Origin of the sequence: Tomitella cavernea (assembly GCF_016599145.1) — a bacterium.
GTDB lineage: Bacteria > Actinomycetota > Actinomycetes > Mycobacteriales > Mycobacteriaceae > Tomitella > Tomitella cavernae.
Window position 1 is genome coordinate 31,753 of the sequence record NZ_JAENKO010000031.1, and the last position, 21,614, is coordinate 53,366.

The 21,614-nt window shown below is 71.9% G+C and carries 19 protein-coding genes and 1 pseudogene; 10 read left to right on the forward strand and 10 right to left on the reverse strand.

Translation table 11 applies throughout. The features are described 5' to 3' along the window. Positions 1-200: 200 nt before the first annotated feature. The gene (locus JJ683_RS11950; protein ID WP_200174364.1) at positions 201-1,187 is read left to right on the forward strand and encodes a sigma-70 family RNA polymerase sigma factor; all 987 of its coding nucleotides are present in this window, start codon (positions 201-203) and stop codon (positions 1,185-1,187) included. Between the two features lie 170 nt (positions 1,188-1,357). On the opposite strand, the gene JJ683_RS11955 is transcribed toward JJ683_RS11950, so the two are convergent. Both JJ683_RS11955 and JJ683_RS11960 read right to left on the reverse strand, forming a co-directional pair. After that, complete coding sequence (locus JJ683_RS11955; RefSeq protein WP_200174366.1) at positions 1,358-4,063, reverse strand: bifunctional acetate--CoA ligase family protein/GNAT family N-acetyltransferase; 2,706 nt, start codon at positions 4,061-4,063, stop codon at positions 1,358-1,360. Continuing rightward, a complete protein-coding gene (locus JJ683_RS11960; protein WP_200174368.1) occupies positions 4,047-5,366 on the reverse strand; it encodes an acetoin utilization protein AcuC in 1,320 nt (439 codons plus the stop codon). The genes JJ683_RS11955 and JJ683_RS11960 overlap by 17 nt, the downstream gene beginning before the upstream one ends. Before the next feature lie 207 nt (positions 5,367-5,573). Here JJ683_RS11960 and JJ683_RS11965 point away from each other — a divergent pair, with 207 nt between their 5' ends. After that, positions 5,574-6,266 (forward strand): iron-dependent transcriptional repressor DtxR, encoded by a 693-nt coding sequence (locus JJ683_RS11965; protein WP_200174370.1) that lies wholly within the window; start codon positions 5,574-5,576, stop codon positions 6,264-6,266. Positions 6,267-6,289: 23 nt separating this feature from the next. Then, on the forward strand, positions 6,290-7,294 hold the full coding sequence (gene galE / locus JJ683_RS11970; RefSeq protein WP_200174400.1) for a UDP-glucose 4-epimerase GalE: 1,005 nt from the start codon (positions 6,290-6,292) through the stop codon (positions 7,292-7,294). Positions 7,295-7,337: 43 nt separating this feature from the next. Here galE and JJ683_RS11975 read toward each other — a convergent pair whose 3' ends face one another. Next, complete coding sequence (locus tag JJ683_RS11975) at positions 7,338-8,489, reverse strand: DUF4192 domain-containing protein (protein ID WP_200174372.1); 1,152 nt, start codon at positions 8,487-8,489, stop codon at positions 7,338-7,340. A 120-nt stretch (positions 8,490-8,609) separates the two neighbouring features. After that, positions 8,610-9,344, reverse strand: a complete 735-nt coding sequence (locus JJ683_RS11980; protein WP_200174374.1) for a hypothetical protein — start codon at positions 9,342-9,344, stop codon at positions 8,610-8,612. 415 nt (positions 9,345-9,759) lie between these two features. On the opposite strand from JJ683_RS11980, the gene JJ683_RS11985 reads away from it, so the two are divergent. Then, entirely contained in the window at positions 9,760-10,845 is a 1,086-nt protein-coding gene (locus tag JJ683_RS11985) for a proteasome assembly chaperone family protein (RefSeq protein ID WP_200174402.1), read from the forward strand. A gap of 64 nt (positions 10,846-10,909) precedes the next feature. Beyond that, positions 10,910-13,435 (forward strand): DEAD/DEAH box helicase, encoded by a 2,526-nt coding sequence (locus tag JJ683_RS11990; protein ID WP_200174376.1) that lies wholly within the window; start codon positions 10,910-10,912, stop codon positions 13,433-13,435. Positions 13,436-13,453: 18 nt separating this feature from the next. On the opposite strand, the gene JJ683_RS11995 is transcribed toward JJ683_RS11990, so the two are convergent. Then, positions 13,454-13,831, reverse strand: coding sequence for a DUF5997 family protein (locus JJ683_RS11995; RefSeq protein ID WP_200174378.1), 378 nt, complete (start codon positions 13,829-13,831; stop codon positions 13,454-13,456). Positions 13,832-13,894: 63 nt separating this feature from the next. Between JJ683_RS11995 and JJ683_RS12000 the strand changes: the two genes are divergently transcribed. Continuing rightward, a complete protein-coding gene (locus tag JJ683_RS12000; protein ID WP_200174380.1) occupies positions 13,895-14,530 on the forward strand; it encodes a DUF4203 domain-containing protein in 636 nt (211 codons plus the stop codon). A gap of 17 nt (positions 14,531-14,547) precedes the next feature. On the opposite strand, the gene JJ683_RS12005 is transcribed toward JJ683_RS12000, so the two are convergent. Continuing rightward, complete coding sequence (locus JJ683_RS12005; RefSeq protein WP_200174382.1) at positions 14,548-15,351, reverse strand: enoyl-CoA hydratase; 804 nt, start codon at positions 15,349-15,351, stop codon at positions 14,548-14,550. Between the two features lie 328 nt (positions 15,352-15,679). Here JJ683_RS12005 and JJ683_RS12010 point away from each other — a divergent pair, with 328 nt between their 5' ends. Further along, complete coding sequence (locus JJ683_RS12010; protein ID WP_200174383.1) at positions 15,680-16,579, forward strand: LysR substrate-binding domain-containing protein; 900 nt, start codon at positions 15,680-15,682, stop codon at positions 16,577-16,579. Between the two features lie 60 nt (positions 16,580-16,639). On the opposite strand, the gene JJ683_RS12015 is transcribed toward JJ683_RS12010, so the two are convergent. Continuing rightward, the gene (locus tag JJ683_RS12015; protein ID WP_200174384.1) at positions 16,640-17,572 is read right to left on the reverse strand and encodes a LysR substrate-binding domain-containing protein; all 933 of its coding nucleotides are present in this window, start codon (positions 17,570-17,572) and stop codon (positions 16,640-16,642) included. Positions 17,573-17,796: 224 nt separating this feature from the next. On the opposite strand from JJ683_RS12015, the gene JJ683_RS12020 reads away from it, so the two are divergent. Further along, on the forward strand, positions 17,797-18,384 hold the full coding sequence (locus JJ683_RS12020) for a peroxiredoxin (RefSeq protein WP_182357359.1): 588 nt from the start codon (positions 17,797-17,799) through the stop codon (positions 18,382-18,384). A gap of 2 nt (positions 18,385-18,386) precedes the next feature. Then, positions 18,387-18,911: an alkylhydroperoxidase, AhpD family gene (gene ahpD, locus JJ683_RS12025; protein ID WP_200174385.1), complete on the forward strand. Its 525-nt coding sequence runs from the start codon at positions 18,387-18,389 to the stop codon at positions 18,909-18,911. Positions 18,912-18,968: 57 nt separating this feature from the next. Here the strand turns inward: ahpD and JJ683_RS12030 are convergent, their stop codons facing one another. Beyond that, positions 18,969-19,691, reverse strand: a complete 723-nt coding sequence (locus JJ683_RS12030; protein WP_200174386.1) for a hypothetical protein — start codon at positions 19,689-19,691, stop codon at positions 18,969-18,971. Positions 19,692-19,816: 125 nt separating this feature from the next. Between JJ683_RS12030 and JJ683_RS19750 the strand changes: the two genes are divergently transcribed. Continuing rightward, a complete protein-coding gene (locus JJ683_RS19750; protein ID WP_372435294.1) occupies positions 19,817-20,053 on the forward strand; it encodes a hypothetical protein in 237 nt (78 codons plus the stop codon). Between the two features lie 32 nt (positions 20,054-20,085). Here the strand turns inward: JJ683_RS19750 and JJ683_RS19755 are convergent. Then, positions 20,086-20,331, reverse strand: a pseudogene (locus JJ683_RS19755) (hypothetical protein); the annotation flags it as partial. After that, on the reverse strand, positions 20,328-21,335 hold the full coding sequence (locus JJ683_RS12040) for a ribokinase (RefSeq protein WP_307810886.1): 1,008 nt from the start codon (positions 21,333-21,335) through the stop codon (positions 20,328-20,330). The gene JJ683_RS12040 and the pseudogene JJ683_RS19755, both read right to left, overlap by 4 nt. Positions 21,336-21,614 lie beyond the last annotated feature (279 nt).

The following is a 21,614-nucleotide window of genomic DNA, read 5'->3' on the forward strand; positions in this document are numbered from 1 at the left end:
CGCCGCCGACCGACGGCGCAGGCACGGCGGAGCCACCCTGAGAGCCCCTGCGCCCGTCCACATCGAACTCTCAGCAACTTCTCAGACAGCGTCCCGCAAACATGCAGGTCACATGGCATGGGGCTGCGGAACGCCGGGAACTAAACCGCCGCCGCCGCGCGTTGAACGGTGTGAGACATCAACGAGGCAGGAGGCACCCCATGAGTAGCCCCGACACCGGCGTTTCCAAGACCCATCGCCCCCGTGCGATGAGCCGCGCAGATCTGGATGCCCAGAGCCCGTCGGCCGACCTTGTGCGCGTCTATCTCAACGGGATCGGCAAGACTCCGCTGCTCACCGCAGCTGAAGAGGTTGAGCTGGCCAAGCGCATCGAGACGGGCCTGTACGCGCGGCATCTCCTGGAGACCCGCCCGCGGCTCGGTGCGGCCAAGAAGCGCGACCTCGCCACGATCGTGCGCGAGGGTCAGGCGGCCCGCCAGCACCTGCTGGAGGCCAACCTGCGGCTGGTGGTGTCGCTCGCCAAGCGCTACACGGGCCGGGGAATGCCCCTGCTGGACCTGATCCAGGAGGGCAACCTGGGTCTGATCCGCGCGATGGAGAAGTTCGACTACGCCAAGGGCTTCAAGTTCTCCACCTATGCCACCTGGTGGATCCGGCAGGCCATCACCCGCGGTATGGCCGACCAGGGGCGCACCATCCGCCTGCCCGTCCACCTGGTCGAGCAGGTCAACAAGCTCGCCCGCATCAAGCGTGAGCTGCACCAGCAGCTGGGCCGCGAAGCCACCGACGACGAGTTGGCGGAGGAATCCGGCATCCCCAAGGAGAAGATCTCCGACCTGCTGGACCACAGCCGCGACCCGGTGAGCCTGGACATGCCCGTCGGCACTGACGAGGAGGCCCCGCTGGGCGACTTCATCGAGGACTCCGACGCCACCGACGCGGAGACCTCCGTGATCGCCAATCTCCTGCACTCGGACGTGCGCTCGGTGCTCGCCACCCTCGACGACCGCGAGCAGCAGGTCATCCGGCTGCGCTTCGGCCTCGACGACGGGCAGCCGCGCACGCTCGACCAGATCGGCAAGTCCTTCGGCCTCTCCCGCGAGCGGGTCCGGCAGATCGAGCGCGAGGTGATGGGCAAGCTGCGCCAGGGCGACCGGGCGGAGCGCCTGCGCGCCTACGCCGTGTGACGGCCGCGGGCGCGGGGCCGCAACGCCCCGTGCCTCCCCCAGCATCGGGGCGCATGGTTCCCGCCCCGATTCCGCGCGGTTCCCCTGGCCGCGTAGCCCGCCCCCTCGGCCTCCCTTCCGAGGGGGCGGGCGTCTGTCTGCGACCGCCCCGCCGCGCGCGGCGGGGCGACTCACCGCAGGCGCCGCGGCCCCAGGTCCACCGGGCGCGGCTCGTGACCGATGCGCACCTGCGTCTCCAGCACCGCCACGCCCTCGGCGGAGGCCAGGATCGGCTCGCACACCAGCTCGCGCACCTCGGGGATGTCGTCGATCAGTGCCGACACCCGGTGCACCATGTCCACCAGGGCGCCCTTGTCCACCGGCGCCCCGAACCCGTAGCCGTGCAGCAGCGGGGCGCCCTTGGGCGCGTCGATGAGCTCGAGGGCCTCGTCCTCGGTCACCGGCAGCACGCGGTAGGCGCGATCGCCCAGCAGCGTCGAGATGACGCCGGCGAGACCGAACGAGATCACCGACCCGAAGGACGGGTCGTCCTGCACGGAGATCACGCAGTTGATCCCCTTGGGCGCCATCTTCTGCACCTGCACGACGTCGCTGCCCGAGAGCGCGGACACGTCCGCGTAGGCGTCGCCCACCGCCTCGGCCGACGAGAGGTCCAGGCGCACCCCCATCAGATCCGGCCGGCGCCGCCAGTCCGCCGCGCGCGCCTTGAGCGCCACCGGGTAGCCGATGTTCTCCGCCGCCTCACGCGCGGACGGGCCGTCCGCCACCTCCACGTACGGCACCACGCCGATCCCGTAGCAGGCCAGCAGCGACGTGGACTCGCTGTCGGTCAGCTGCCGCTGCCCCCGCTCGGCGAGCCAGCCGTGCACCAGCGCACGTGCGCGCTCGGTGTCGATGCCGTCCGGCCGCGTCATCGTCGACACGGGCACGTCGAGCCACCGCGAATACCGCCAGGCTCGTGCCAGCGACGTGGCGGCACGCTCGGGGCCCGGGTAGGACGGGACGGAGCCGCGGGCGGGGTTGCCCCCGTCGTCGTGCACAGCGAGCATGTCCGGGAGGCCCTCCTCGGCGAGGAACGTCGTCACTATCGGCTTCGCCGACTGCTGCGCGGCGTCCCGCAGCGCGGCCGCGTACGGCTCGGGGGCCACCGCGATCGGTGGCACGAACACGGCCATCACCGCGTCCACCCACTCCGAGCGCACCGCCGCGGTCACCGCGTCGGCGAACTCCTCCGGCGTCGCCCGGGCCCCCAGGTCCACCGGGTCCCCCGCGTCGAGCCCCTCGCTGCGCACCGCGTCCGCGGCCAGGACCCCGAGCGCCGTCGAGTTGCCGACGATCGCCACGCGCGGCCCCCGCGGCAACGGCTGGTAGGCCAGCACCTGGGCGCAGTCGAAAAGCTGCGCGATGGAATCGACGTGGATCACGCCCGACTGCTCGAACAGCGCCCGCACCGTCGCGTCGTCGATCTCCACGCCGGTGGCCGCGAGTGCCGGGGGCACCGCGTGCCGGCCGCTTTTCACCGCCACCACCGGTTTGCCCCGCGCCACCCGGCGGGCGATCCGCGAGAACTTGCGCGGGTTGCCGAAGCTCTCCAGGTAGAGCAGCACCACGTCGGTGTCCGGGTCGGTGTCCCAGTACTGCAGCACGTCGTTGCCGGAGACGTCGCCGCGGTTGCCCGCCGAGACGAATGTGGACAGCCCCAGGCGCCGCTTGGCCGCGCCGTCGAGGATCTGGATGCCCAGCGCGCCCGACTGGCAGAAGAAGCCGATTCGGCCGCGCCCCGGCAACACCGGTGCCAGCGTGGAGTTGAGCCCCACCGCCGTGTCCGTGTTCGCCACGCCCAGGGCGTTGGGGCCCACCACGCGCATCCCGTGCGCCCGGGCCGCCCGCACCAGCCGGCGCTCCTGCTCCTGGCCGTCCGGCCCCGTCTCGCTGAACCCTGCGGAGACGACCACGAGCGCCTTGACCTCCTTGGCCAGGCAGTCCTCGAACACCTCGTCCATCGCTTCGGCGGGGACCGCCACCACCGCCAGATCGAGGTCGTCGGGGATGTCGCGCACCGAAGCGTAGGCGCGCACGCCGCGCACCGAGCGGTGCTCGGCGTTCACGGGGAACACCGGACCGGTGAACCCGGCGCCCAGCAGGTTGCGCAGCACCGCGTGGCCCACCTTGGACGGGTCCGTGGAGGCGCCGATCACCGCGATCGACCGCGGGGTGAGCACGTTGCGCACGCTGCGCGCCTCCGCCGCGCGCTCGCGGGCGTTGCGCACCGACAGCAGCGCCTCGGTGGGGTCGATGTCGAACTCCAGGTGCACCACGCCGCCGTCGTAGCTGCGGCTGACCTGGTAGCCGGCCTCGCGGAACACCGACACCATGTGCCGGTTCTCGGCGAGCACCTCCGCAACGAACCGTTCGAGCCCGTTTTCCGCCGCCGCGCCGGCGAGATGCTCGAGCAGCACCGGGCCCAGCCCGCGGCCCTGGTGGTTGTCGGCCACCACGAAGGCGACCTCCGCGGACTTGCCGTCGTCGACGTTGTCGAGCCCCTCGTAGCTGCCCACGGCGATGATCTTGTCGCCGAGTTCCATAATCATCCCCACCCTGCGCACATAGTCGAGGTGGGTGAAGTGACGGACGTCGCGCGTCGACATGGTCGGATAGGGCCCGAAATAGCGCAGGTATCGGGTGCGCTCGGACAGCGTCGAGTGGAACTCGACCAGCTTGTCGCCGTCGTCGGGTGTGATCGGGCGCATGCGCACGGCACGGCCGTCCGACGCGAGGACGTCGGCCACCCAGTGCTCGGGGTAGTGGTAGACCTTCCCACCCGGGGCGGTCGCGTCGAGGTCTGCGGGTGCGGGCGTGTCAGTCTCGTGGGTCATCCGGGTCCAGTCCGAGTAGGGGGAATACGTTGTCGCGGGTGTCGGCGATGGCCGCGTCGATGCGGGCCAGGTCGCGCTCCGCCTTGTCGACCTGGGTCACCGCGCTCAGCGGCAACGGGTCGGATCGGCCGCTCCACGGCTCGAAGTCCACCTCGCCCCCGTCGCCCATCGTCTCCGGCGCCTCGGCGCTGAGCATGAGCTCCGGCGACGCCGATTCGGCGACGGCGCGCGCGGCCTCCCGCCACGGTTCCGGCGTGGGCGTGTCGACGGGGACATCGACGTCGAGGACCGTGGCGAGCAGGTGCGTCCACGACCGCGGCACCACCCTCGTGACGCCGTATCCGCCGCCGCCGGTGGACAGCCAGCGCCCCTCGCACAGCTCGTCGGCCAGGTCGCGGATCGCGCGGAAGGCCGCACGGTGCCCGTCGACGGTGAGGTTGAGGTCCGCCAGCGGGTCCTCACGGTGGCTGTCCACCCCGCATTGGCTGACGATGATCTGCGGGCGGAACGCGCGCAGCGCCCCCGGCACCACCGCGTGGAAGGCCCGCAGCCACAGCGCGTCGGCCGTGCCGGGGAGCACCGCCAGGTTCACCGCCGACCCCTCCGCGTCGCCGAAGCCCGTCTCCGCCGGCCAGCCGGTGTTCGGCCACAGCGTCGCCGGGTGCTGGTGGATCGACACGGTGAGCACGCGCGGGTCGCCGACGAACGCGCGCTGCACGCCGTCGCCGTGGTGCACGTCCACGTCGACGTAGCCGATGCGGTCGAAGCCGTTGTCCAGCAGCCAGGAGATGGCGATCGCGCAGTCGTTGTAGACGCAGAACCCTGCGGCGTGGTCGGACATCGCGTGGTGCATGCCGCCGCCGATGTTCACCGCCCTGCGCGCCGTCCCGGAGGCGATGGCCTGCGCCGCGGCGAGGGACCCTCCCGCGAGGATCGCGCTGGCCTCGTGCATATGCGCGAACACCGGGTTGTCGTCGGTGCCCAGGCCGTGCTCCACCCGGCCGTGCGGATCGCGCACCGCCGCGATGTATCCGGGCGTGTGCACGCGCAGCAGCTCGCCGTCCGAGGGCTGCGAGGGGCGCAGCGTCTCCACCCCGTCGAGCACGCCGAGCTCCCGGGCCAAGCGCATCGTCAGGTCGAGCCGCGCCGGGTTCATCGGATGGGTGTCGCTGAGCCGGTAGGACAGGTATTCGTCGGTCCAGACGACCGCCGGGCCGCCGGATCCGCGCCGCCCGCCCGGCGGCCAGGAACCGCGGCTCGCGTACAGCGGGCCGGCGACATCCGGCTCCGTGTGAGATGACATGCACCTGACGCTACTGCCCGCGGCGGCCCGGCGTGGACGGCTCGACCGATCGCCGCCGTGTGCGGCGCGGACCTGCGGGCCACGCCCGGATTCCCGTCCGGCTCGCACCGTCCCGGACCGATCGTCCACAATGGTCACTCCCGTCGCAGCGGGCGACGATAGACTGGCGAGGACGTGAGGGGAAAACCTAGTGAAGGATCTGACAGCGTGAAAGATCTGGTGGACACCACGGAGATGTACCTCCGCACCGTCTACGAATTGGAGGAGGAGGGTGTCGTCCCGCTGCGGGCCCGCATCGCCGAGCGCCTCGAGCAGTCCGGGCCCACCGTCAGCCAGACCGTTGCGCGCATGGAGCGCGATGGTCTGATCCGTGTCGGCACGGACCGCCGCCTGGAGCTCACCGACTCCGGCCGCGAGATCGCCGTGTCCGTCATGCGCAAGCACCGGCTGGCCGAGCGGCTGCTGGTCGACGTGATCGGACTCGACTGGGAGGAGGTGCATGCCGAGGCGTGCCGCTGGGAGCACGTGATGAGCGAGGATGTCGAACGACGCCTGGTCTCGGTGCTGGGCCGGCCCACCACTTCGCCGTACGGCAACCCCATCCCGGGGCTGACTCAACTGGGCATGGAGCAGGCGGCCGTGACACCGCCGTCGGAGTTGACACGGCTCAGCGAACTGCCGCAGGGCAAATCCACCGCCGTGGTGATCCGCCGCCTGGCGGAGCACGTGCAAGTGGACACCGAGACGCTCGGTGCGCTGCGCGACGTGGGCGTGGTGCCCAACGCGCGCGTCACCGTCCACGTGGACGGCGACGGCGTTCGCATCACCGCCGTCGGCCACGAGTCGTTCCACCTGCCCGATGACCTCGCACACGCCGTCCAGGTGGAGAAGATCGCATGACCGACGGCGACCGGCCGGCACCGATGCGCCTGCTCGTCACCGGCGGCGCCGGCTACGTGGGCAGCGTGTGCGCCACCCTGCTGCTCGAGCAGGGGCATCACGTGACCGTGCTCGACGACCTGTCCACCGGCAACCGCGACGCCGTGCCCGACGGCGCCGACTTCGTCGAGGGGGACGCGGGCGCGGACGCCGCACGCGTGCTGGGCGCGATGGCCGCTGACGGCCGCGGCCCCGCCGACGGCGTGCTGCACTTCGCCGCGATGTCGCTGGTCGGCGAATCGGTGCAGGAGCCGGCGCAGTACTGGCAGCGCAACGTGGTCACCGCGCTGGCCCTGCTGGACGCGATGCGCGCCGCCGGCGTGCCGCGGCTGGTGTTCTCCTCGACCGCCGCCACCTATGGCGAGCCGGAGCAGGTGCCGATCGCCGAGGAAGCGCCCACCGCACCCACCAACCCCTACGGCGCGACCAAGCTCGCGATCGACCACGCGATCACCTCGTACGCCACCGCCTACGGTCTGGCCGCGGTGAGCCTGCGGTACTTCAACGTGGCCGGGGCGTACGGCGCCGCGGGCGAGAACCGCGCGGTGGAGACCCACCTGATCCCCCTCGTGCTCCAGGCCGCCCTGGGACACCGCGAGTCGATCTCCGTGTTCGGCCGCGACTGGCCCACCGAGGACGGAACGGCGGTCCGCGACTACATCCACGTCCTCGACCTGGCCGAGGCCCATGCTTTGGCCCTCGGCCAGGCCTCCCCCGGCAGCCACGCGATCTACAACCTCGGCAGCGGCGCCGGCTTCTCCGTACAGCAGGTGATCGACGCCTGCGCACGCGTCACCGGCCGCGACATCCCCGTCGTCGACGCCCCGCGGCGCCCGGGCGACCCGGCAGTGCTCATCGCGTCGAGCCGCAAGGCCATCGACGACCTCGGCTGGCGGCCCTCGCGCACCGGCCTGGACGAGATCGTCGCCGACGCGTGGCGCTACCTGCAGGAGCTGGGGCCGCGCGCACGGTCCGCACCGCGGCGATAGTGTCCGCAGCGGTAGCCCCCGCCGCAGCAGCACCAGCACGCAGTCACGATGCCGCGCCCGCGGCAGCCTCACCGCCGCCGCGGGCGTGCTCGTCGAGCCACGGCACGACGAGCCCCTCGGCCGCGCTCGACTCCACCGCGTACCGGGCGAGTTCACGGATCCGCTCCGGGTGGAGGCCCATCGCCAACGCCTCGTTGAGCAGACCCGCGAGCCCGTGCGCGGGGCACTCCGCCAGTGCCGCGTCCACCGCGACACCCGCCATGGTGCCATCTCCGGCCGCATAGGCGGCGAACGCGAGCAGCGCGGCCGCCTCGGCGCGCAGCATCCCCTCGAGGCGCCGCGCGAGGATCCCCCACAACCGCCGCGCGGCCTCCGCCCTGCCCCCGACGGCCAGCCCCATCGCCGCGTCGCGGACCTCGGGGGACCCGAGCGCCAGCGCCGCACGCGCCGCCTCCCCCACCGCCAGGTCACCGCACCGCTCGAGACCCACGACAGCGGCCAGCACGTCGTCGAACTCGGCCGCCGGCGCCTCCGCACCGCCGATGCGGCGTTGCGTGAGCACCGTACCGGCGAGACGGCCCAGCTCGTCGAAGAGCGCGTCGCGCAGTTCCGGCGGATCCGGCGCCAGCACCGCCTCTACCTCCGCGCGCGAGCCGTGGATGGTGCGCCCGTGGAACACGTGCGTGGCGGTGAGGTCGGACGCGTGCGGATCCGGCACCGTCCCGCAGCGCTCCCCGTCCGGAAGCTCCGTCCACGGGGCGCCGTCCGCCACCGCCGAGGCCACGACAGCCCCCACCACGTCGATCGGTGCCGCGCCGAACCGCATGAGCAACTGCTGGATCAGCCAGTCGTGGCACGCCTCCGGGGCCGAGGGGCCGTCCCAAGCGCCGTCGACGATGACGGCGAGCACGTCGAACTGCTCGTCACGGCGCATGGCGCGCAGCCGGGCGGCGAGGTCGTCCACCGCCTCCGGATGCGCCAGCAGCGCGGGCAGGTCCTGGCGCAGCGTCGCCATCACTTGACGGCCGGACCCGCCGCCCAGCAGCACGAGGACGAGCGAATCCTCCGGGACGAAGCCCAGCAGTCCGGGCAGCGCGGCGATGAGGTCACCAGGGCCGCCGAGGCCGATCCGGTCAGGCTGCGGTGGCGTTGCGTCGTCGGGGCGCGGCGGGGTGTCTGATCTCCATGTCGTCATGCCCACCACAGTGCGTCACCACGAGCGGGCACCGGCACGCTCCATCGTGCAGCCTCCTGGGGTTCTGCAGAAATCTGTGGACAACGGCGCCTGTGGAAAATCGGCCGCCGGCGGGTCCGTCTATCCGGCGCGAACAGTGTCGATGGCGTCTGCGAGCAGGCCTGACAGGTCCTCGGCCGACGGCGGCCGGCCGTGCTGGTTCATCCCGACCACGAAGATCCGGACGTCGTCCACCTGCGCGGCCAGCGTCGTCGACCGCTGCTCGATGGACGGTTCGCCCGAGCCGGAACTCACCCGCTGCACATAGGCCACCACCTCGTGATCCGCGACATCGGGAACGTCGAGCATCGTGCGCGTGATCGCGGACTGCGCGCCGAAACGGGTGGACTCCACCTTCGTGCATCCATCGATCCGCTCCCCGAACTCGGCGAGGTCCGTCGGCACCCGCTCAAGCTGCACGGCCATAGTCGTGTTGTCGGCCGCATTGGTGGCGGAAATGACCGCCAGGTCGTCTGGCTGCGGCGGCTCCGCGCTGGGCGAGCACCGGACGGGCCTGGTCCGCGCCCCACGCTGCACGCCTGCCAAGTCCTCCGACGCCGACACCGCATTGTGATGCGACAGGACCGCGGCGCTTTCCGCGAACCCCGCGGGGAAGGCCGCCGGCCGGGGCAGGAGTCTGTCGAGCGCGCCGGCGTGCGCCCCGGGGGCCGACGTGGCGTTCTGCGGCGGCGTGGTGGGGGTGGCCGGCGCCGTCGTGCCGGGAGCAGATGTGCCGGGCGCCGCGGAGGACGTGGTGGGCGGCACCGCCCGGGAGCCCGCGGCGGCGCCCTCCGCCGGATACGCCTGCCCATTCACCGTCGAGTTGCAGCCGGCCGCCAGCAACGCCGCCCCGCAGCACAACGCCGCGACGCCGCGGGCGGCACGGTCCCGACGACCCCGACGACCCTTCGTGCGCCGAATGCCATCGACGGCAAAACCTCTCACGCGTTCCTCCGGCCAATCGCGGTTCGCGGTCCACATCCAGTCCCCCAACCATAGGCACACACCGCGCCCGCGTCCGGCAGGACATCCCCGCACCGTGCCCGCTGCACGCCCGCCGCCGCCGCACGAGACCGACATCTACTATGGGGCCCGGGATAGGGACCGGCGCACAGCCGGGGTCCGACCGGCGCCGCGGCAGCAGACCGCGACCGCCACCCGACACACCGGGAGCCGCACCGGCCCCGGTTGCGGACGCGGGTCGCGCACCGCGCCGAGGAAGGGGATGAACGTGGATCAGGATTCCGGCATGTTCGAGCTGGAGTGCCCGCTGCCGGAAGTCACCGCTCCCGACGGCACCGGGCCGCTGTTGCTGCACGCCCTCGAAGGCTTCACCGATGCCGGGCACGCGGTCCGCATCGCCACCGCGCATCTGCTGGATACGCTCGAATCCGAGCCGGTGGCCACCTTCGACATCGATGCGCTGCTCGATTACCGCTCGCGGCGCCCGGTGATGACCTTCCGGGACAATCGCTTCACCGACTACGCCACCCCGCGCCTGGAGCTGCACCGGCTGCTCGACGACGACGACGTGCCCTTCCTGCTGCTCTCCGGACTGGAGCCCGACCTCCAGTGGGACCGCTTCACGCGGGCCGTGTGCACCCTCGTCGAGGAGCTCGGGGTGGAGCGCACCATCGGGCTCAGCGCGATCCCGATGGCCGTCCCGCACACCCGTCCCACCGGCGTCACCGCGCATTCCGGCAACAGCACGATCCGCGGCGACTACCACAAATGGGACGGTGAGATGTCGATCCCCGGCAGCGCCGCCGGGCTGCTAGAGCTGCGCCTGACCGAGCTCGACCACCCCACCCTGGGGTTCGCCGTGCACGTGCCGCACTACCTGGCGCAGTCGGACTATCCGGGCTCCGCGGAAAAGCTGCTCGAGTGCGTGATGGAGAACACGGAACTGCAGCTGCCGCTGACCGAGCTGGGCACCGCCGCGGCGCGCGTGCGCGAACAGATCGACGGACAGGTGCAGGGCAACGAGGAGGTCGCCGGCGTCGTCAAGGCGCTGGAGAACCAGTACGACGCCTACGTCACCGCCGAAGAGCGCCGGTCCTCGCTGCTCGCCGAGGAGGGCGACCTGCCCAGCGGCGACGAGCTGGGCGCCGAGTTCGAGCGCTTCCTGGCCGAGCAGCTCGGCGGCAAGCCCGGTGACCAGCCCGGCTCGCCCTTCGACCCCGGACCGGGTTCCGGCCGTCCCGGCGACGGGCGGCAGGACTCGGCCCCCGGGGAGGACGGCGACACCGAAGAAGGCGGCAAGGACGAAGGCGGCTCCGGCGACAGTGGCGCGGGCGGCGACGGCACCGGCTCCTGACCCGCCCACCGGCCGCGCCCCCACCCCGGGCGGCGGCGCACCGGACACCGCCTAGGCTGGACGGATGCTGCTCAGCGACAGGATCCCCGTAGACCCGCTCGACGAGGACGCGCTCTACGAGCGGTTCGTCGAATGGGCCGAGGACTCCGGCATCGCGCTGTATCCGGCACAGGACGAGGCGGTCATAGAGCTCGCCTCCGGCGCGAATGTGATTCTGGCCACCCCGACCGGCTCCGGCAAGTCGCTCGTCGCGGTCGCCGCCCACTTCATCGCACTGTGCCAGGGTCGCCGGACCTACTACACCGCCCCCATCAAGGCGCTGGTCTCGGAGAAGTTCTTCGCGCTGTGCCAGGTCTTCGGCGCCGACAACGTGGGCATGATGACCGGAGACGCCGCCGTCAACGCGGACGCCCCGATCATCTGCGCCACCGCCGAGATCGTGGCCAACCTGGCCCTGCGCGGCGGACCGGAGTCCGACATCGGTCAGGTGGTGATGGACGAGTTCCACTACTACGCCGAGCCGGACCGCGGCTGGGCGTGGCAGGTGCCGCTGCTCGAGCTGCCCCGCGCACAGTTCCTGCTGATGTCCGCCACGCTCGGCGACGTGACGTATCTGCGCGAGGACCTCACCCGCCGCACCGGGCGCGGCACCGCGCTGGTCGCCGGGGCGGAACGCCCCGTGCCGCTGTCGTTCTCCTACGCGATGACGCCCGTGCACGAGACCATCGAGGAGCTCGTCGCGAAGGACCTCTGCCCGGCCTACGTCGTCCACTTCACCCAGGCGGCCGCGCTCGAACGCGCCCAGTCGCTCACGAGCATCAAACTGGCATCGAAGGACCGGAAGGCCGAGATCACCGAGGCGCTGGCGGGATTCCGCTTCACCACCACGTTCGGCCGCACGCTGCGGCGCCTGCTCCAGCACGGGATCGGCGTGCACCACGCGGGAATGCTGCCCAAGTACCGACGGCTGGTGGAACGGCTCGCGCAGGAAGGCCTGCTGGCGGTCATCTGCGGCACCGACACGCTCGGCGTCGGCATCAACGTGCCCATCCGCACCGTGCTGCTGACGGGGCTGTCCAAGTACGACGGCGTGCGCACCCGCCACCTGAAGGCACGGGAGTTCCACCAGATCGCCGGGCGCGCGGGCCGCGCCGGCTACGACACCGCGGGCACCGTGGTGGCGCAGGCCCCCGACCACGACATCGAGAACGCCCGGCTGCTCGCGAAGGCCGGCGACGACCCGAAGAAGCGCCGCAAGGTGCACCGCAAGAAGCCGCCCGAGGGCTTCGTGTCGTGGAGCGAGCAGACCTTCGACAAGCTCGTCGCCGCGGACCCGGAGCCGCTGGTCTCCCGCTTCTCGGTCACCAACTCGATGCTGCTCAACGTCATCGCACGGCCCGGGAACTGCTTCGACGCCATGCGCTCGCTGCTGGAGGACAACCACGAGCCTCGCGCCCGCCAGCGCAAACACATCCTGCAGGCCGTCCGGCTCTACCGGAGCCTGCTCCATGCGGGAGTGGTGGAACGCCTGGACACCGCCGACGAGGACGGGCGGCTGGCCCGGCTCACCGTGGACCTGCAAGCCAACTTCGCACTCAATCAGCCGTTGTCGCCGTTCGCCCTCGCGGCGTTCGAGCTGCTCGACCCCGAGTCCCCCGCCTACGCCGCCGACGTCATCTCGGTGGTGGAGGCGACGCTCGACGACCCGCGCCAGGTGCTGCGCGCACAGCAGCATGCCGCACGCGGCGAGGCCGTGGCCGAGATGAAGGCGGAGGGCATCGAGTACGAGGAACGCATGGAGCTGCTGGAGGAGGTCACCTGGCCGAAACCGCTCGAGGAGCTGCTGGCGCCGGCCTACGCGACCTACCGGGAAACCCACCCGTGGCTCAGCGAGTTCGCGTTGTCGCCGAAGTCGGTGGTGCGCGACATGATCGAGAACGCGATGACGTTCTCCGACCTGATCTCGCGCTACGGCCTGTCCCGTTCCGAGGGCACCGTGCTGCGGTACCTCGCCGACGCCTACCGGGCGCTGCGCCAGACCGTCCCCGTGGAGATGCGCAGCGACGAGCTCGACGACATCATCGAGTGGCTCGGCGAGCTGATCCGCCAGGTCGATTCGAGCCTGCTCGACGAGTGGGAGGAGCTGGTGGACCCGTCCGCCCCCTCGCAGGAGGCGGCGGAGAAGGCCTTCCACGGCGAGACCACGCGCTCGATCACCGCCAACCCGCGCGCCTTCCGGATCATGCTGCGCAACGCCATGTTCCACCTGGTGCACACGATCGCGCGCCGGGACTGGGCGGCGCTCGAGCAGTGGGAGTTCGATCCCACGGCCGACGAATGGGCCGAGGCGTTCGCACCGTTCTTCGACGAGTACGGCGAGATGCTCACCGGCCCCGAAGCGCGCGGTCCGCAGATGTTCAGCGCGTCCGAGACAACGAACGAGGACGGCGAACCCACCTGGCGGCTGCGGCAGACGCTCGACGACCCCGACGGCGACCATGGCTGGGCCCTGGTGGCCGAGGTGGACATGGCCACGTCCGAAGAATCCGGCGAGGTGGTGCTGGACACGCTGTCCGTCGTGGCCGGGTGAGCGAGCGGGCGCGGGGCGCTAATCGGCGTCGCGCCGGCGGCTGATCCGCCGGTTCTCGGCACGCACGCCCGCCTGCACCTCGCGTTCGCGACGCAGCCACTCCGGCCTGTCAGCGAGCAACGCCTCTATCTGCGTGGTGGTGAGGGCCTCGTCGACGCCGGCGCGGGCCAGTCCAGCGATCGACACGCCCAGCTTCTCCGCGACGACGGGCCGCGGATGCGGCCCCTGCGCGCGCAGGACCGTGAGCCACTGCGGCGGGTCCTGCAACAGCGCAGCCATCTCCTCGCGCGAGACCGTGCCGTCCCGGAACTCGTCGGGCGTGGCGGGCAGGTGGATGCCGAGCTTCTTCGCGGCCGTCGACGGCTTGAGCATCTGGGGTTTCTTGCGCGCGGTCATACCGCAGAGCTTATCCGCCCGCTTCGATCCCGCCCGGGCGCCCGGCCCGGATACCCTCGCCCCATGGCCGACATCGTCGTGGGGATCCTCGCCCTGATCGTGGGCGCCGTGTTCTGCTTCCGCGGGCTCGCCGCCATGCGCGTGGTCATCGCGCTGTGGGGCGGGTTCGCGGGCCTCTCGCTCGGGGCCGGCGCGGTGGCCTCCGCCACCGGCGACGAGTTCCTCGGCACCGGGCTCGGGTGGGCCGTCGGCATCGCCGTGGCGATCGTGTTCCTGCTGCTCGCCTACCTGTACTACGCGGTCGCCGTGATCGTCGCGATGGCCGCCGTCGGCTTCACGACCGGCGCCGCCGCGATGGTCGCGGCCGACGCGCAGTGGAACTGGACAGTCATCCTCGTCGGCGTCCTGCTCGGGCTGCTGCTCGCCGCGGTGGCGCTCGCGGTGAACCTGCCCGCCATCCTGCTGGTCGTGGTCAGCGTGCTCAGCGGCGCGGTGACCCTCGTCGGCGCGGTGATGCTGCTCACCGGCGCTCTCGACACCGCCGACTTCCACCAGGCCGCCATCACCGCGGCCATCGAGGACGGCTGGTGGTGGTTCGCGCTGTATGCGGCGCTGGTGGTGCTCGGCGGCGTCGCCCAAGCGCGGGCGTACGGCCGCACGCCCGCGACACGGGACCAGTGGCGCTCCCCCCGCCGGTGACGGACGGCCGGACCCCCTCAATCCTGGAACACCGCCGCTCGGCCCGCCTTGCGCGCCGCCGTGGCCTCTTCGAAGTTCCCCGTGAGCAGGCGGATCAGCAGCTGCCCCAAGCCCTCCTGGTTCATGTGCTGTGCAAGGCTTCCCGCGTCCATGCCCGACCACAACGTGCGCTTGGTCAGCTCGATGCCCGGCCGCGAGAACCCGGCGATGGCCTCGCCCATCGCGAAGCACGTCTCGAGCAGGTCGTCGGGCTCGGTGAGCCGCGACACCAGCCCGATGCGTTCGGCCTCCTCGGCGCCGACGTCGCGGCCGGTGAGCATGATCTCGGAGGCCCGAGAGGTGCCGATCGCGCGCGGCAGCAGATAGCTCAGGCCCAGCTCGCTGGCGGTGAGCCCGTTGTTGATGCCCGCGGCGCGGAAGTAGGCGCCGGTGGAAGCCACCCGGATGTCCGTCGACAGCGCCATGCACAGTCCCCCGCCGATCGCCGCGCCGTTGATCGCGGAGATCACCGGCTGGTGCATCGACCGCAGAGTGGTCACCACCTGGTCGAGGATCTCCATCGACCGCAGCGCGACCGTGGCGCGGGTCAGCCCCTCGGTGTGCGGGATGCGGCCCGCCGACTGCTGGTCGGCGCCCGAGCTGAACCCCGCACCGGCCCCGGTGAGCACCACCGCGCGCACCGAGTTGTCGTTGCTGATGCGTTCGAGCTCGTCCCGCAAGGGGACCATGACGTCGAACGCCATCGCGTTCATGCGCTCCGGGCGATTGAGGGTGACGAGGGCGATCTCCGGGCGCGGACGATCCACGAGAACGAATTCCATTCCCCGACAGTACGAAACCGGGAGCCGCTGCGGGGGCTTTCCGGGACTCGCGGACGGGCGCGTCGCGCTCGAAGTTCGAACGCCACCGTTTCACAGCGTTCGACGTTGGCGTGCACGCGGCACCGCGTTCGAAGTTCAGGCGCGACCAGCCCGTCACGCTCGAAGTTCGAACATCACACGCCGTCGCGCCCGAAATTGCCGCATCCGGTCCGCAACTACGAACCGACCCCGACAACTGCGAACGTGACACGCTGTAGCGTTCGAAGTTCGGACGCCATGGCCATGTCGCGCCTGAACTTCGACTGCCACGCGCCGGTACGCTGACCAGGTGCACCACGACGCATCGAACCCTGGCAACGGCGCCTCTGACGACGGCGCCCCCGACGACCCCGCCGGGCCGCGGTTCCGCCTCGCGTTCGTCCCCGGCACCACCCCGGCCAAGTGGGCGCGCGTGTGGGAGGCGCGGTTCCCTGACGTGCCCCTGGACCTGGCCCCCGCCGACACCGGGCCGGCAGTGCAGTCGATGCGCGCCGGGGAGGCCGACGCAGCTCTGGTGCGACTTCCCATCGACCGCGAGGGCCTGCACGCGATCCCCCTCTACACCGAGGTCACCGTCGTGATGATGCCCAAGGACCACGTGCTGACACTCGCCGAGTCGCTCTGCCCGGAGGACCTCGACGACGAGATCGTCCACCACCCGCTCGACGACGTGCTCGACTGGGATGTCCCGCCCGGCATCCCGTCGTATCAGCGCCCCGCGACGATCCCGGACGCGCTCGCGCTCGTCGCGGCGGGGGTCGGGCTGGTGGCGCTTCCCCAGTCGCTCGCCCGCCTGCACCACCGCAAGGATCTCGTATACCGCCCCCTGGAGGAGCCCGACTCGGCCACGCGCAAACGGGTCGCACAGTCCCAGGTGGCGCTGGTGTGGCGGGAGGACCGATCGACCGAGTTGATGGACGAGTTCATCGGGATCGTGCGCGGCCGCACCGCCAACAGCTCCCGCGGCACCGGCGGGCAGGCACGTCGGCCTCGGGACGACGACCGTGACGCGGGCGCCGGCCACCGGTCCGGCGGTCCGGCGCAGAAGGGGTCCGGAGGATCGGCCGGCGCCAGGGGGACGAAAGGTGCCAAGGGGAACGCGGGTGGCAAGGGTTCCGCCGGCGGCAGGCGCACCTCCGGGCCGCGCCGTGGCCGGCCGGCGGGACGCCCCAAGCGCGGACGCCGCTGATCGCACGCCACGCCGCCCCTTGTCGCGACAGTCGTCAGCCCGATGGTCGCAGGGATCGGGTCAGTCGACCGAGTGCGCTCGGCCCGCGGGCGCGCATGCCGCCAATTCGGCCGCCAGGGAACGAAAGTCGTCGTGCCGCCCCGTGGACTTGCGGTAGACCAGCGCGATGGTGCGCCCGGGTGTCGGGTGTGCGAACCGTGCCGTCGCCAGGCCGCCGCGTCCGGCCTCCGACGGCACCGCCGACTCCGGCACCAGCGTGACACCGAGTCCCCCTGCGACGCACTGCACCACCGTGGCCAGCGACGTCGCGCGGGTGTCCCCCAGCGCCGGCGTGGCGCCCACCAGCCGGCACAGGTCGAGCGTCTGGTCACGCAGGCAGTGCCCCTCGTCGAGCAGCAGCAACGGCAGTTCGTCGAGCACGTCGGCGGACAGGTCGTCTCGGCCGGCGGCCGGATGCTCCTCCGGAAGGACGAGGACGAAGTCCTCGTCGAACAGGGGGATCTCCACCAGGCCCGCGGCGCCCGACGGCAGTGCGATCACCGCCACGTCGAGCGCGCCGCCCCGCAGGGCGTCGAGGAGCCGCTCGGTCTGGTCCTCCACCAGGTGCGGGTGCAGGTCCGGGTAGGCCGCCCCGAGCGCGGGCAGCGCCGCGGGCAGCAGGTAGGGGGCGACGGTGGGGATCATCCCGATCCGCAATCCGCCCACCATTCCGCTGCCGATTCCCGCGGCCGCGGTGACGAACCCGTCCACCGCCTCCAGCGCGGCGAGCGCCTTGCCGAGCAGCTCCCGTCCCGCCTCGGTGACCAGGACCTTGCGGGTGCTGCGCTCCATGAGCACAACTCCGAGCCCCGATTCCAGCGATGCGAGCGCCTGCGACAAGGTGGGCTGACTCACGCCCAGACGCTGTGCCGCGGTACTGAAGTGGCGATACTCGGCGACCGCGACGAACGCCCGCAGTTGCGCCACCGTGGGACGATAGGATTCATCAATCACAGCAATGAGTCTACATCAACCTAGAGGCTTTACCTTTTCTGGTTTCTGGTGCATAGTGGTGAAGGGAGTTCGGAGCAGGTCGGACGACCACAACGTTCTGCGGCGTGGATCACACGCCGTGGCGGGCCATCGTCCGCCGTTCCCGGACCTTCGGCCGGCGCACCCCACGCCGGCACCGACGCGGCGGACACCCCGCCGCACCACAACGAAAAGGAGTTATCCCAGTGGCTCTCCTCACCATCGGCGACCAGTTCCCCTCCTACAGCCTCACCGCCCTCATCGGCGGCGATCTGTCGCAGGTCGACGCGCAGCAGCCCGAGGACTACTTCTCCACGGTCACCAGCGACGACTACGCCGGCAAGTGGCGCGTGATCTTCTTCTGGCCCAAGGACTTCACCTTCGTGTGCCCCACCGAGATCGCCGCCTTCGGCAAGCTCAACGACGAGTTCGCCGACCGTGACGCGCAGGTGCTCGGCGCCTCGGTGGACAACGAGTTCGTGCACTTCCAGTGGCGTGCGCAGCACGAGGATCTCAAGACCCTCCCCTTCCCCATGCTCTCCGACCTCAAGCGTGAACTGGTCGAGGCCACGGGCGTGCTCAACGCGGACGGCGTCGCCGACCGGGCGACCTTCATCGTCGACCCCAACAACGAGATCCAGTTCGTCTCCGTGACGGCCGGCTCGGTGGGGCGCAACGTCGACGAGGTCCTCCGCGTGCTCGACGCGCTGCAGTCCGACGAGCTGTGCGCCTGCAACTGGAAGAAGGGCGACCCGACGATCGACGCCGGCGAGCTGGTCAAGGAAGCACTCTGAGCATGAGCATCGACAACCTGAAGAACTCGCTGCCCGAATACGCCAAGGACCTCAAGCTCAACCTGAGCTCGCTGTCGCGCTCCACGGAGCTCAACGACCAGCAGCTGTGGGGCACGATGCTCGCGGCCGCGGCCGCGAGCAAGTCGGCCACCGTGTTCTCCGAGATCTCCGATGAGGCGCGCGGGCACCTGTCGGACGCCGCGTTCGACGCGGCGCTCGGCGCCGCCACCATCATGGGCATGAACAACGTGGCCTACCGCGCCAAGTCGTTCCTCGGGAGCGACTACGCGCAGGTGAAGATGGGCCTGCGGATGAACATCATCGGCAATCCCGGCGTGGAGAAGGCCGACTTCGAGCTGTGGTCGCTCGCGGTCTCCACGATCAACGGCTGCCACGATTGCACGGCCGCGCACGACGCCACCGTCCGCAAGGAGGGGCTCACCAAGGAGCAGGTGTGGGAGGCGGTCAAGGTGGCCGCGACCATGGCGGGCGTCGCCCAGGCCGTCGAGATCGAGGCCGCCAAGTAGCACCCGCCGCGCGGCGCCACCATCCGGCGCCGCGGGCATCGGGAACGGTCCCGCGCCTCACGAGGGTGCGGGGCCGTTCCCGTTCTCTTTCCCGCCGTCGCCCGCCCCGCCGGCGCCCTCCCCTTTCGCTGACACCCGCACCGCGATCTCCCCGCCCAGCTCCACGCCGGGCACCAGCGGCAGCCGGTCCCCGCTCCAGAACCGCCCCGGGTCGTACCAGCCGGCGTCGCGACCGCGACGCAGCAACCCCATCTGCTCGTAGGTGTGCGCTACGACCTGCGCGCAGTACGCGCTCTCCCACGTCGCGGCCGGCGCACCACGGCCGCCCCCGAGGAGAAGCCCGCGCGGCATGCGGCCGCGTAGCCACCGCGCGCCCAGCCGGGCCGTCGACGGAAAAGGCGTGCCGTCCAGGCGCGCGACGGTGCGCAGCAACGCGTCCTCCTGCGGTGCCGTCACCTCCACGTTGATCTGCCGCAGCCACGCGCTCTGCCCGTATCGGTGCCCCCAGACCCGTACGGCGTCCCGCAGATCGTGCAGCTGGACACCGCGGTGCCGGGTGCCGGTCCACACGTCCGGGAGCGACTTGCCCATCTCCGCGTGCCACAGCAGCGGCGGGAGATCCTCGAGCACCACGGCCATGCCCACGTGGTTGACCGGGCTGTTGCTGAGCGCGCGGATCGCCTTGTCCGCGCCGGATCCGCCGCGGAATATCCAGATGTCGCCGGTGCGGGCGGCCCCGGCGGCCTCCTCGACGGTGATGCCGTTCGCGTGCACTGCCATTCCGCGATCCTGCCACGGCTCCAGCCCCGCCTGCGGCGCCCGGCCGCATCGCGCATGCGGCATCATCGTGACCATCCCTCGATGACCGGAGAGCACCATAGGAGGACGGTATGCGCAAGGACACCCTGTGGAAGGCGCTCGGGCTGGCGGGCGCCGCCGGCGTCGTCGCCTCGGGCGTGCTGGAGGCCCGGTCGCAACGAGTCCGGCGTGCCTATTCCCCCGACGAGATCCGCGAGCGTCTTCATCAGCGCCACACGCGTGCGGTGGCAACCGAGACGGCCGGCGTGCCGCTGGCCGCCGAGCGCCGGCCGCTGGCCACCGCCCGACGCGCACTGTGCTCCATGCGCCGGAAACGCCGGTAGCGCAAGGACAGGAAGCCGGACAACTCACCGCTGTCCGGCCGGTCCACTCCCGCCATCATCTTGATCAACGTGCTCCTGCCCGGGACGTTCTCGCCGAGCAGCCCGTGCACCTCACCGCCGTGCGCATCGAAATCCACCGCGTCGAGCGCCCGCACGCCCGGGTAGACCTTCCCGACGTCACACAATTGCAGCCGCACCGCCGGCGTGTCGCCGGCGGTGCGTTCGAGCGTGTTCGGACCGTCCGCCTGCCGTGCCCCGGCCCTGCGGCCCCGCATCATGCCGTCGCCAGCTGCGCGGCGGTGGGCATGGCGGACTGCGCGCCCGCACCCGTCACCGCGAGCGCCGCCGCACGCACGGCCCAGCGCACCGCACCGTCCAGGGCCTCGCCACGCACGAGGGCGTCGGTGAGCGCCCCGCAGAACGTGTCCCCGGCACCGGTCGGGTCCACCACCGTCGGCACCCGCACCGCCGGCACGTGCACCCGTGTGTTCCCGTCCACGAGCAGCGCGCCGTCGGCGCCGAGCGTCACCACCACCGCGCCGGGGCCGCCCACGCCCGCAGCCAGCGCGGCGGCGTCATCGACGGTCCGCGGTTCGGGAGCCCCGGCGATCGCGCCGAGTTCGGAACGGTTGACGATGAGCACATCCACCCGCGCCATCACCTCCGGCGGCACCGACCGCACCGGCGACGGGTTGAGGATCACCCGGCCGCCGGCGAGCCGGACGGCCTCGACCACCGCCTCTTCCGGGATCTCCAGCTGGCACACGACCGCGCCCGCCCGTGCCAGCAGCTCCTGCGCCGCGCGCACGTGCGCTGCGGTGAGCGTGCTGTTGGCCCCCGGTGCGACGACGATCATGTTCTCCCCGGACTCGTCGACGACGATGAGCGCCGCCCCGGACCCGCTGCCGGCGGTGGAGCCGAGTTGGTCGACCTGCACGCCCTGCGTGGTCAGCGCTTCCCGGATGCGCCGGCCCGCCGGGTCGTCGCCGACCCTCCCGACCATCGCGACGCTGCGCCCCAGCCGCGCCGCGGCCACCGCCTGGTTGGCGCCCTTGCCGCCGACCGACTCGCCGGTGTCCCCGCCCAGCACCGTCTCCCCCGGGGCCGGCAGCCTGGGCACGTGCGCCGTCGTGTCGAGGTTCGCCGAACCGACCACCACGATCTCCGCCGCCTGTTCCCGGTGCACGTGCTCGACCATGCGATGGGCCTCCTGGCTCACGCTGCGCGGCAGCTTCTCCGCGTCCGCACGGCGTTGGTTGACGGGGCGGCCGTAGTCAAACACGGATCCGGCACGTGCAAGTCCGACTCGCGCCACTACTCTTCGCCAGGGCCGGCCCCCTACGTCGCGCGCTGCGCCGATCACGTCACACGCGGGCACGGCCGATCATTGCCGGCCGCCCGGCACCGTTAGCCTGGAACGGAGATGAATCCGAAGCAACCGCCGCCCGTCGGCGCCCCAGCATCACGCCGCCGCCGCGGTGGACGGCGGCGGCGCGGCCCGCAGGGGGCCTCCGGCGCACCGGAGGCGCCGCAGCGCGACGACGGCCCCGAGGCCACGGCA